Annotated in this window: 9 protein-coding genes; 6 read left to right on the top strand and 3 right to left on the bottom strand. The window is 39.7% G+C overall.

The features are described 5' to 3' along the window. Positions 1-66 precede the first annotated feature (66 nt). On the top strand, positions 67-1,047 hold the full coding sequence (locus QQK09_RS02845; protein WP_284202603.1) for a 1-aminocyclopropane-1-carboxylate deaminase/D-cysteine desulfhydrase: 981 nt from the start codon (positions 67-69) through the stop codon (positions 1,045-1,047). A gap of 12 nt (positions 1,048-1,059) precedes the next feature. On the opposite strand, the gene QQK09_RS02850 is transcribed toward QQK09_RS02845, so the two are convergent. Then, complete coding sequence (locus QQK09_RS02850; protein ID WP_284202604.1) at positions 1,060-2,982, bottom strand: EAL domain-containing protein; 1,923 nt, start codon at positions 2,980-2,982, stop codon at positions 1,060-1,062. A gap of 114 nt (positions 2,983-3,096) precedes the next feature. Here QQK09_RS02850 and rsmC point away from each other — a divergent pair, with 114 nt between their 5' ends. The 5 genes from rsmC to QQK09_RS02875 all read left to right on the top strand — a co-directional run bounded on the left by rsmC (position 3,097) and on the right by QQK09_RS02875 (position 10,078). Then, the gene (rsmC, locus tag QQK09_RS02855; protein WP_284202605.1) at positions 3,097-4,155 is read left to right on the top strand and encodes a 16S rRNA (guanine(1207)-N(2))-methyltransferase RsmC; all 1,059 of its coding nucleotides are present in this window, start codon (positions 3,097-3,099) and stop codon (positions 4,153-4,155) included. 124 nt (positions 4,156-4,279) lie between these two features. Beyond that, on the top strand, positions 4,280-5,503 hold the full coding sequence (gene glgC, locus QQK09_RS02860; protein ID WP_284202606.1) for a glucose-1-phosphate adenylyltransferase: 1,224 nt from the start codon (positions 4,280-4,282) through the stop codon (positions 5,501-5,503). Between the two features lie 26 nt (positions 5,504-5,529). Then, on the top strand, positions 5,530-6,753 hold the full coding sequence (gene glgC, locus QQK09_RS02865) for a glucose-1-phosphate adenylyltransferase (protein WP_284202607.1): 1,224 nt from the start codon (positions 5,530-5,532) through the stop codon (positions 6,751-6,753). A 201-nt stretch (positions 6,754-6,954) separates the two neighbouring features. Beyond that, the gene (gene glgA, locus QQK09_RS02870; RefSeq protein WP_284202608.1) at positions 6,955-8,427 is read left to right on the top strand and encodes a glycogen synthase GlgA; all 1,473 of its coding nucleotides are present in this window, start codon (positions 6,955-6,957) and stop codon (positions 8,425-8,427) included. Between the two features lie 274 nt (positions 8,428-8,701). After that, the gene (locus QQK09_RS02875) at positions 8,702-10,078 is read left to right on the top strand and encodes a DUF4397 domain-containing protein (RefSeq protein WP_284202609.1); all 1,377 of its coding nucleotides are present in this window, start codon (positions 8,702-8,704) and stop codon (positions 10,076-10,078) included. 285 nt (positions 10,079-10,363) lie between these two features. Here the strand turns inward: QQK09_RS02875 and fruA are convergent, their stop codons facing one another. Further along, positions 10,364-12,109 (bottom strand): PTS fructose transporter subunit IIBC, encoded by a 1,746-nt coding sequence (gene fruA / locus QQK09_RS02880; protein ID WP_284202610.1) that lies wholly within the window; start codon positions 12,107-12,109, stop codon positions 10,364-10,366. 31 nt (positions 12,110-12,140) lie between these two features. Beyond that, positions 12,141-13,124, bottom strand: a complete 984-nt coding sequence (pfkB, locus tag QQK09_RS02885; RefSeq protein WP_284202611.1) for a 1-phosphofructokinase — start codon at positions 13,122-13,124, stop codon at positions 12,141-12,143. Position 13,125: the final 1 nt, after the last annotated feature.

Below are 13,125 nucleotides of genomic sequence, written 5' to 3' on the forward strand. Positions count from 1 at the left end.
GAATAATAATCGAAAAACAGATAAAGTATTATTTTTATTTTTAATATATATAAAGTTCGCCATAAAATGGAACAAAAATCACTTTCTGATTTACAGCAAAAATTACAGGAACTTATCTCTCCTTCTCCTGTTCAGGTCATTAACCACCCAATACTAACCGCTAAGAATATCAATGTCAGTGTAAAAAGGGATGACCTTTTGCATACGCATATTTCAGGTAATAAATGGCGTAAATTAAAATTTAATCTGATCGCAGCAAGAAAATCAGGAATAGATCATATTGTCAGCTTTGGTGGTGCTTACTCAAATCATATTCATGCACTCGCTGCTGCCGGTTATTATTTAGGGTTCAAGACAAGCGCAATCATTCGAGGGGAACCTCACTACGCGAATAATCCAACCCTTAAACAGGCTCAACGATGGGGGATGCAACTGCATTTTGTCACCCGCCAAGAATACAGAGATCGTGCTGATTCAGCCTACCTACAAAAACTACAGCAGCGTTTTTCTGATGCTATCATTGTACCAGAAGGAGGTAGCAACGCGCAGGCGATAACAGGGGTTAGTGAGCTTTGTCATGAAATAAATACTCAGACTGAAAAGAATGTCGATCACATTATCACAGCGACGGGTAGTGGCGGCACCCTAGCCGGCTTAATCGCAGGGTTTTCAGAGGTTAACAACAATCAGACGAAGGTAACCGGTATTGCTGTTTTAAAACAAGCAGAGTATTTGAATCAACAAGTCGTCCAATTATTAGCGCAGGCTAACAAAAAAATAACCGTTCCTTGGCAGCTACATACGCAATACCATGGAGGAGGTTATGCAAAGGTATCACCTCCATTAGCGGAGTTTTGTTTAGCCTTTGAACAACAGACGACCATCCCTATTGAACCAATTTATACAGGCAAGATGTTTTATGCGCTGTTTGAGTTAATTAAACAGGATTACTTTAGTGCTGGAGACAATATTATCGCCTTGCATACCGGTGGTCTGCAAGGACTCCAAGGGTTACAGCAACAAAAAGATAAACGTAATAAAAAATAGCCCAACTAGTGCTTACTCTTTGCACAGATACAATGGCCTCGCGATAGAAAAAAGCGGGCCTTGCCCTGCAAAAATGCCCATTTTAAGCAAACATTTCCATTCATCAATATTCTCAACCCCAACTGCGATCACTTTAGTTGGGCTGTTTAAGCAACTGGCCATTAAGCTTTGTAACGCGGTTTGATTGGTTTTACGAAGATTAATATCACGCACTAAACCAGGGTGAAGTTTTAAGTAATCTATTGAAAAATCTATAATATATGCGGTATTCACAATCGATTTTCCGACATTATCGATAGCGATTTTACAGCCAACTTTCTGTAACCCAATTAAGACATTACGCAGGGTGTCGTAATTATCGACGACAACTTGTTCAGCGATCTCCACGACGAGGTTAGATCTTAATACTTTACGTAATTGCAATAATTCAAAGGTAAACCATTTCATCCGTCTTCTATCTAATAGAATGGCACTACTCAGGTTAATCGCAATCGGCGCACTTCTATCGCCACGATCAGATAACAAGGTCAGCACTTTTTGCAGCATTAAATGTTCAAAGTGATGCTGTAAACCACACTTTTCAGCCATCGGAAGGAATACACCCGCAGCAATCACCTCGCCATCATAACCTGTAATACGTGGCCACAGCTCAGAGTAAAGTTCTCTGTTACCATCTCTCAAAACAAGGGGTTGGCGATAAATTAATAATGTATCTTTCTCCAGAACCCCTTCTAATAATGATCGCCATCTCACCGTCCCTTTTAGCAAACTGGTCTGTTTAACTTCTTGTTCCTCTAAGAACCACCCGCTACTTTTCTGGTGTTTAGCAATTAAAGAGGCACGATTTAGATCTTCCATAATCGACTGCGGTTTTTCACCATAATAAAAATTAACCACACCAATATGGAAAAATTCATCAATATCGAACTCTTCAGGCAACTGTAATTGCAGCAGTAATTTAGTTAACTGTTTTGCCGATACCTCCGCCTCTTCATAGGACATTTGTGGAAGAATGAGTGAGAACTCCGCTTTATCGGTTCGCCCATAAAAAGGGTCGACATAGCGAGTCGTAAACTCCTTCAATAATTCCGTCACCTGCAATAAGAATTTATTACGCTTTTCTTTCCCGTAACGCTCCTGAATCGCTTCTAATTCATTAAGTTTAATTTGCAATAATGCACTTGAAAAGATAACCGCATCAACCGCCGTGGCGTCTAATTGATTTTCAAAGGCTAAGCGGTTACCGATACCAGTAGTTTCATCTAAAAATGCTTTACTACGAATATGTTCATCGAAATAGCTACGCTCCTTCTTACTTTCATCAAGCTTTTTGTTAAGTATATCAAGTGCTTTACTTGCTGATTTTGGCCACTCACCTGCGGAACCAACTCGCGCAGTTGAGTTATTTTGCAAAATATACTTAGCTCTCTTTTCCAATAATTCAGCACCTCTAAACTGCTTTTTTATCCAATGCATAGAAAAGCCGAGTAGTAATAAGCTAATTAAAATAGCGGCGCTAACGCCCAATAGGGGAACAACAGTAAACTTCAATGAATCGAAGGGTTGGCGGGTATGTAAAATAAGCGCGACATCTGGATAACGGTCCAGTTCATATTGATAACGTATTAGTAAATTATCAGGGAAAAAGTGGCGATTTTCATAATAGTTTTGAAATAATACTTTATCTTTATGCTTGATCTGCAAACGGACAATGCCTGATGCATCTAAAAGATCTGGCAACCAAACATCGAACTCTTTTCTTTCGACATGCTTATCAAGCTGCGACTCAATCACCTGAACCACACCATCAATTTTATTATGGTGATACTGCAGAGTGAGTGATCGTAGGCTAAAAAGTCCTCCGACTAAAATAAGCGCGATACAGCTTAATACCACCGTGGTGGTGATAAAGGTAAATTTATCCGTAAATTTCATTTAATCCCTGAACGCTATAATAAAATATTGTGTTTAATAATAAGTTTGACAAATTAATCTTGTGAAAAGTGTACACTATCATGAACTAGAAAAAGTCAATAACAGGAACAGTAAATGTCAGTCACAAATAACGTATATTCAAACCCAAGCCAGCTATTACAGCGTAATGAAGCACTTTTTGAGGGTAAAAATATTTTAGTCGCGGGTAACATCGATGATAACTACCCGCTGCATTTACAATCTCTTGCTAACTCAAGTACCTTTTGCTTTAGCGACTATCGTTACTTTAGTGCACTTAATGATCGCCTGTCAGAATCAACTCGATTATTTACCGATAACTACCAAGGCACTGAAGATAAAAATAAAAAATTTAATTTGCTTCTTATCTTTGTCCCTAAAGCCAAGCAAGAAGTTCAATACCTTCTTGCAAATTTAACGCCTCACCTAGAGCAAGGCGCCGCAATTATTTTAGTTGGCGAGAAGAAAGTTGGCATTAAAAGCGCAGGTTCGTTACTAAAACCCTATGCTAATAACGTTAATATTATCGATTCTGCCCGCCATTGTTCACTACTATATTGTGAATTAGCGCAGCAAGTTGCCCCGTTTAAACAAAGCGATTGGGTTAAAAACTATACCGTTACAGTAAATGATACAGCACTACAGATCTGCTCTCTACCCGGTGTATTTAGTCATGGTGAGCTTGATAAAGGGACTGAACTATTATTACAAAATTTGCCTAAGAACCTAAAAGGAAAAGTACTTGATTTTGGTTGTGGTGCGGGTGTTATTGGCTGTTATATCAAAAGCTGCTTCCCTGATTCCGAGATAGATATGGTTGACATAAATGCTTATGCTTTAGCCAGTGCCAAATTAACGCTGACAAAAAATAAACTTAACGCTAATGTTTTTGCTTCAAACGTCTTTTCAAACATAGAAAAAGTTTATAACACGCTGATTTCTAACCCTCCTTTCCATTCGGGTAAGAAAACCAATTACGTAGCAGCAGAAACTTTTATCAATCAATCACCTAGCCACCTAACCAAGCAAGGGACATTGTTGATCGTAGCCAATAAATTCCTTCGTTATGAGCCTTTGTTGACAACTGCTTATAGTTCACTTAACACACATCAACAAAACAATAAGTTTAAACTCTTGATGTGCATCAATAAATAATCAAATGTTACGATTCATTTCACTTTAATAATTTTATATTTTTTGATACTGTTTCTAGGCTTCAAGTAGATTAAGTTGCAAACACAATTTCTGACACCTTATTCCTTTTATTCTGGAGACATTTATGTCTGGCATTCTTGCTATGATTCTTGCGGGCGGGGAAGGTTCGCGCCTTTACCCGTTAACGTCCACGAGAACAAAACCTGCTGTACCTTTTGGCGGTAACTACCGACTTGTTGATTTTGCATTAAATAACTTTGTTAATGCAGATTTAATGAAAATATATGTGTTAACGCAGTTTAAATCTCAATCATTAAATATCCATCTACGTAAAGCTTGGCGTTTATCTGGCATCTCTAACCGATTCATCGAACCTATCCCAGCTCAGCAACGTGTTAATAAAAACTGGTACAGCGGCACCGCTGATGCCATCTATCAAAATGCACGTTTCATAGAAAAAAGCGCGCCTGACCATGTTTGTATTTTTGGTAGTGATCACATCTATAAAATGGATGTGCAGCAGATGGTCGAATTCCATAAAGAAAAACAGGGCTCTTTAACCGTTGCCGCTATTCGAGTATTAAAATCTGAAGCTTATCATTTTGGCATTATCGAAATTGATGAAGAGGGTCGCATGATTGGTTTTGAAGAAAAACCAAAAGTAGAAGATGCGAAAACAATCCCAGGTGACCCTGAGCATGTACTTGCTTCAATGGGTAACTATATTTTCAAATCTGACGTATTACTCAAAGAGTTATATGAAGATGCCAAAGATGAAGATTCAAGTCATGACTTCGGTAAAGATATTATTGGTAAGCTTTACCCTAAAGGTGACGTATTCATCTACAAGCTGAGTGATAACTATATTGAAGGCGAGCCAAAAACGGCTTACTGGCGTGATGTAGGTACTATCGACTCATACTGGGATGCACACATGGACCTAATCGCAGATGATACGCCGTTTTCGTTATATAACAAAAAATGGCCACTGCATACCTATCATCCACCACTGCCACCAGCAACATTCCGTGACACTTCTGATACAGTAAGTGATGTTTCGAAATCGTTAATTGGAGCAGGTTCATATATTAATGGTGCAAAGATTGAGAACTCAATTCTTGGTTTCCGTTCACATCTATGTAAAGGCGTGGTTGTTAAAGATAGCGTTTTCTTAGGCAATGCAAAAATAGGTGCGGGCTCTCGACTTTACAAAGTTATTCTCGATAAAAATGTTGAAATTGCTCCCGGTACAGTCATTGGTGAAAACCTAGAAGAAGATAGAAAGCATTTCACCGTCTCTGATAATGGTGTTGTTGTTATCGCGAAAAACACAAGAGTTGGTTTTTAACCCCCACTACTTATATAGGTTTTAATATGGCAAAAGTTTTATCTATGATTTTAGCGGGTGGCGAAGGCTCTCGACTTTATCCTTTAACGCAGTCTCGCACTAAACCTTCTGTGCCTTTTGGCGGAAGTTATCGTTTAGTGGATTGTGTATTAAACAATTTCGTGAACTCTTCTCTGTTACGTATTTATGTATTAACACAGTTCAAATCACAATCACTTAATGAACACCTTAATAAAGCATGGGCATTAAACAGTATTACCGATACCTTTATTGATGCGATTCCTGCGCAAATGCGTACAGGCAAGCACTGGTATAGCGGTACAGCAGATGCGATTTACCAAAATCTACAGTTTATTGCGTCAGACGAAGCTGATTTAGTGTGTATTTTTGGTAGTGATCATATCTACAAAATGGATATCCGCCAGAAAATAGCTTATCACCAAGAAAAAGAAGCGGTATTGACCGTTTCAGCGATTCGCTTACCAAAAGAGCAAGCGTACCACTTTGGTATTATCGAAGTAGATGCTGAAGGACGCATGATCGGTTTTGAAGAAAAACCATCAGTTGCAGACGCAAAAACAATTCCTGGTGATCCTGACCATGTATTAGCATCAATGGGCAACTATGTATTTGACTCACAAGCACTACAAGCAGAGTTAATTCGTGATGCTGCAGATGCAAATTCAAGCCATGATTTCGGTAAAGATATCATTCCACAACTTTACCCACAGGGTAAAGTGTTTGTATATGACTTCACAACGAATACGATTGATGGCGAAGTAGGTGAAACTTACTGGCGTGATGTAGGTACTATCGAGTCATACTGGGAAGCAAATATGGATCTGGTTAAAGCAGAGCCAGCAATCTCTCTTTATAACCGTAAATGGCCGATGCATACTCACTACCCGGCTCTACCACCAGCAAGCTTCCGTGATAGTGAGCAGTTTATCTGTACGATCCGCCAATCTTTGATCTCTGATGGCTGTCACATTTCAGGTGCAACGATTAAAAAATCAGTACTTGGCTCTAACTGTTTTGTTGGTACAAATACCAATATTTATGAGTCTGTCTTATTAGGCGATACGAAGGTAGGCAGCAACTGTATTTTGACAAAAGTAATTGTCGATAAAGATGTGAAAATTGCTGATAACATACAAATTGGTGTTAATTTAGAAGAAGATAGAAAACGTTTCACTGTTTCCGATGAGGGCATTGTTGTTATCCCGAAAGGCGCTAGGATTGGTTTTTAATCAATAACAAATTTTACACTCAATAAGCCACAGTTCACTGTGGCTTTTATTTTTTATCCCAAAAAATATTTTTATCTCTGTATTAGCATTTATCACCCAATTAGGTGATACATCATATTAATTTTATAACCTTACTAACCTACGTTATAATCGCTAGCACATGAATTTATTAATCTTATTTGGTACTAGAAGGAGTTTCCGTTGGATAATCGTAAATTAAAGATTCTTTTTGTCTCGTCAGAAGTAGAAGAGTTCTCAAAAACAGGGGGGCTTGCTGATGTTGCAAAATCTCTGCCTATCGAATTACGCAACCTAGGCCATGAAGTTAAAATCATCACCCCTTTCTACCGTACTATTAATCATCGTGAACATGCCCAACACCGCTTCAATTTAACCCTCAATACTGATTACTCTCGTCCTGATGTACAATTTCAAGTACAACAATTAGATCTTGACGGTATCCCAGTGTTAGCTATTGATAATGAGCACTATTTTGATCGTGCTGGATTATATGGTGAAGATAATCATGCTTACCAAGATAACGGCGAACGTTTTGCTTTTTTCTGTTTAGCTGCGTTACAAACCTGTGAAGCGGATGATTTCACTCCCGACATTATCCACTGTAATGATTGGCATACCGGCTTAATTCCTTACCTGCTTAAAACACGCTACCATGATCATTACCGTTTTACGCATACAAAAACCGTACTAACAACACACAACGCATGCTATCAAGGGATTTTTGATAAATCACAACTTAACCTCATTCCCGAAGTAAGTTCTTGCATGGACGAGCGTGTTCTAGAAAATTATAACTACATCAATTACCTTAAAGTTGGCCTTACTTACAGTGATAAAATTAATACCGTTAGCCCTAATTATGCTAGCGAATTACTTACGACCTTAGGTTCACACGGTATGTCGAATCACTTCTTATCACGCATACACGATTTCGAGGGTATATTAAACGGCTGTGATTATAATGATTGGAATCCTGAAACCGATACCTATATCCCCGCTAATTTCAGTGCCGATGATTTAAGTGGCAAAGCAATCTGTAAAGAAGCACTACAGAAAGAGGTCGGGTTACCGGTTAGTGATCATCCTGTATTTGGTATGGTATGTCGTTTAACAGACCAAAAAGGCTTTGGTTTAATCATTCCTATGCTAGATAGATTATTAAAACATAACCTACAGCTGGTCATTGTTGGCTCCGGAGATCCTGCAATCACAGGGCAACTTAATGCCATTATGAGTCACTACCCAGATAAATTTAAATTTATCGATATCTACAGTAACAAACTGTCACATATGGTTGAGGCTGGCGCCGATTTCTTCATGATGCCTTCTATTTTTGAACCCTGCGGTTTGAATCAATTATATAGCCTTGCGTACGGTACGTTACCGATTGTACGTGGTGTAGGTGGTCTAAAAGATACCGTACTCGATTATGATCAAGATCCAGAGCATGCAAATGGCTTTGTATTTTATGATCCAAATCCTAATCAATTACTCAATCTATTACGCCGTGTTTTACTGCTTTACGTCGAGCACCCAGAAGAGATGTTGCGCCTGAAAACACAAGCGATGCGATCACATTTCTACTGGTCTGATGCAGCTAAACATTATGCTCATCTTTACTACAATGCACTTTATAAGCACCAGAACTGGTAATCACAGCAGAGCGAATAAGCGATAGCAATCCAAAAGCCAATCATTTGTTGATTGGCTTTTTCGTTTATATTTTATAAAAAAAACAATTCTTATTCCCCCCTATCCGTAACACAAAAAATAGATAGCTAAAATAATAGCTTATCGATTAATTAACAATAATTGAATATTTTCAACGCTTATCAATATTGATTTTTTGTTCAAAAAAACAACTTATTTTGATCCATTTGAAAGAAAAGTGCGTATCCAATTAGACACTAATCAATGGAGAGAGAAGATGAGAAATGCAACTAAATTAATTTTAGCGTCGGTTATAGCAACGACATTAACCGCGTGTAACAGTAGCAACAGTAATGATGACGGTATGAGTTATTTACGTGTATTTCACGCTTCTCCAGATGCACCCAAAGTAGATGTTTGGTTAGATGGTGAAAAAGCATTAGAGGGCGTTGATTATCAACAGAGTTCTGGTCAAGTTAGTGTTTCCTCTGGCGCACATACTGTACAGATAGAAGCGATTTTACCCGATAAAACCACTGTGACGGTATTACCAGAGACGGCTTTAGATTTAATGGCTGATACTGAATACAACGTCATTGCGACTGGCAAAGCGGCATTGCTAGGTAGTGGTGAAGAGATGGCATTTATGCCATTAATTGTAACGCGTGACTACATGGTACCAACAGGTGCACGAGTACAAGCCATCCATAGTGCTCCCGATGCTCCCATGGTTGATGTATTTATCACCGCCTTTAATGCAGAGTTGAGCGCTGCAACCCCATTCGCAGATGATATTGTCTATAAAGACAGTACAGAAGCCGTCGAAGTACCCGCTGGCGACTACCAAATTCGAATTACTGACCCGAATGATAGCAGTGTTGTTTATTATGACTCTGGAGAAGTTAATGTACCTGCAGGCTCAGACTGGGTCGCATTAGCAACCAATAATACCGCAGGTGGAGATGCACCTGTTGCACTAGTCATTGATACAGGTAGTAGCACAGTCGTTGCCCATGACATTAATACAGGCAGTGATATACGTGTGGTACACACTATTTCCGATGCGCCCGCAGTTGATGTGTGGGTAAATGGCGATGTACCAGCAATGGATAGTGCGCTGTATAATTTAGACTTCAAAGCATTTACTGACTATCTAACACTTCCTGCAGCTGAATATACCTTTAATGCTGCGCCTACTGGTACAACGGATGTTGTTGATGCATTAACGTTAACCACAACATTAGATAATGCAATGAGTTACACGGCAATTGCCATTGGCAATTTAGGAGATGCAACTGAAAATGATGAGTTATACGTAGTTGTAGATGATAAACGTCGCGTTGCAACAGAAGCAAAAGTACGTGCTATTCACGCATCGACGCTAGCAGGTAATGTTGATATTTATGTTAGTAGTGATGATATGGTAAGTGATGATGATACGATGATTGCTGATATAGCCTATAAAGGTGATACCACTCTTTTATCTATCATGGCTGGAGAAGCTTACGTGATGGTAACCCCTGCTGGTGATATGAGCACAATCGCTATTGGTCCTGTGATGTTAGATTTTAAAGCAGGCACCATTACAACATTAGTCGCAATCGATGATCCTGATTCATCAACTGATGTTAGTGTAATTAGTATCGACGATTAGTTTTTACTTTATTAATAAACAGCCCGATCGGGCTGTTTATTAGCACGACCTTTACTTTCAATATCACCTTCCTACCTTTCGACAATATACAATCCCGGTCACTGTTTCGCTTGACTGAAAAATGACCGATAATTGCATTGTCGTTATTGCACAAAGACGTGACATATTTAAGTAACGTAAAACAGCGAATAACATTTTAACTATTATCTATTTAACAAAAAAAGGCAGTAACACATACTATGTGTCACTGCCTTTGTATTATTTAAGCTTTTATTACATTGAAAACTAAGCAGCTACCGCCAGTTTTGCATCCGCACTTTTTTTCAAGAACGCGTAACTAAAGCCAGTTACTGCAGTACCCGCTGCAATCGCCACTAAGTACATTAATACCGGTGAAATAGCATTTGGAATCAACAGTACAAATAGGCCACCATGAGGTGCTAATAACTCTGCACCAAACAACATAGATAAACCACCTGTTAGTGCACCACCCGCCATACAAGCAGGAATAACACGCATTGGGTCTTTAGCCGCAAATGGAATAGCACCTTCAGAGATGAAACATAAACCTAATACAAAGGATGCTTTACCCGCTTCCTGTTCGCTCGCTTCAAACTTTTTCTTTGCAAGGAAAGTTGCTAAGCCCATGCCTAATGCAGGCACCATACCCGCCGCCATGATTGCCGCCATCGGGCCGTAAGACTGAGAAGCTAATAGACCAACACCAAATGTGTAAGCGGCCTTATTAACTGGACCACCCAAATCGAAACACATCATGCAACCAAGTACCACACCTAACATCACTGCATTGGCAGATCCCATGTTGGTTAAGAACTCAGTCAATCCAGTCATAATCGCAGCAACCGGGCCACCAACAACATAAATCATCACTAAGCCAGTAAACAAACTCGCGACAAAAGGAATAATTAATATCGGTTTAAGTGCTTCCATCGATTGTGGAAGTGAGACTTTATCAGCGATAAATTTTGCTGCATAACCGGCAATGAAACCTGCCGCAATACCACCTAAGAAACCAGCACCTAATTGGCTTGCTAACATACCGCCAATCAAACCAGGAGCTAAACCAGGACGATCCGCAATAGAGAATGCAATAAAACCAGCTAATACAGGAATCATTAATGCAAAGGCAGCACCGCCACCGATATCCATTAAGGTTGCAGCAATAGAACCTTCCTCTTTAAACGCTTCAATACCAAATACAAATGATAAGGCGATTAATAGACCGCCCGCGATAACCACCGGTAACATGTGCGAAACACCCGTCATAAGGTGTTTATAGACACCTTTTTTCTCTTCTGTTTGCGCTGAACTTGAGTTACCTGTCGCTTGAAATGGTGTCGCTTCAGCAAAGGCTTTATTAATCTCTTGCTGAGTTTTCTTAAGCGCTAAACTGGTACTTGTTTTATACAGGCGCTTGCCATTAAAACGATCTAATGGCACTTCAATATCAGCAGCGATAATCACTAAATCGGCATCGCTAATATCTTGGTCTGTTAATTGGTTTTTCGCGCCTACCGAACCACGTGTTTCTACTTTAATAATATGACCAAGTGCTTTGGCTTGGTCATTTAATGCTTCAGCCGCCATAAAGGTATGAGCTACACCGGTTGGACAAGCAGTAATCGCTACGATTTTTTTAGGGCCATCAGTATCTCCACTTGCAAGTACAACAGCACCACGACTTGCATTAGCAGCGGTTAATGGTTTTGCTGCGTCAATCGCATTTTGTAGCCATGCTTGTGGATCGCTTGTGCAATCAGAAATCGCACTTTGATATACTTTTTTACCGATAAAACGAGTGCTATCAATATCGCTGTTTGTTGCAATAATAATGACATCGGCGGCCTCTATTTGTGCCACAGTTAAAACCTCGACGGGCATCACTGTAGATTGACACTCAATCGTTGCTTGCAGATTTAATTTCGCACTTGCTTGCTTTAATAGTCCAGCAGCAATAATACTGTTTGCAACGCCACTTGGGCATGCAGTTACAATAGCTATGTTTTTCATAATAAGTCCTTTAGGTATTTATTAAACGTCATTACACGTTTGATGAAATAGGATTAATTTGCGTTATCTGTTTTTGTAATTCTGTTACTGCATCAATACTGGGTACGCCAACGCCTACCTGTGAAACAGCGAGTGCTGAAAGTGCGGTGGAAAAAGTGAGTGTTCGCTCCGCTTGCCATCCTTTCATATGACCCCAACACAAACCTGCTACTAACGTATCACCAGCGCCAACCGTGCTCACAACTTTCATTTTTGGGGGCTGTGCGTAACGCCATAAATCATTCGCTTGCTCATCTTTTGTCAACCACATCACGCCTTGTGAGCCTAATGAAACAACAATATTTTCAATACCTTTATCAGCAAGATCCGTCGCTGCTTGCTGACAAGCTGCAGGTGACGCTAAATCACGACCAACAAATTCAGCAAGTTCTTCATCATTAGGTTTAATTAACCAAGGATGCGCTTCTAAACCCGCTGCCAACGCAGCACGGCTACTGTCAAAAATAACTTTCTTACCCATGTTATGCAGTTTGGATATCCAGCTTGCACACAACTCAGGAGAAATACCCTTTGGTAAACTACCCGCCAAGACAAAAAACTGATGCGTTTTGGCAAGCTCAAATAAGCACGTTTCAAATTCAGAAATCGCTTCTGCAGAAACGTCAACACCCGGGAAATTAATATCGCTTACTTGACCGCTTTGCTCGACCAGTTTGACGTTAATGCGCGTCGCGCCATCGACACGAATAAACGCATCATTTACATTAAGATCCGAAAATAACTGACAAAAACTTTGTTGGTTATCGCGACCTAAAAAACCAGTTACGGTTACTTCAGCACCCAACTCAGAAAGTACCTTGGCAACATTCACCCCTTTACCTGCAGGGTGTAAAGAACCTTTATTGGCTAAGCTCACTGAACCAACGTTTAGCGTATCAAGACTTCCCGTTAAATCTAAAGCGGGATTAAGCGTGATTGTGACGACCTTATTGGTCGCGGACTCTAACTGACTCATA

The sequence above is a fragment of the Psychromonas marina genome (assembly GCF_030161115.1).
GTDB lineage: Bacteria > Pseudomonadota > Gammaproteobacteria > Enterobacterales > Psychromonadaceae > Psychromonas > Psychromonas marina.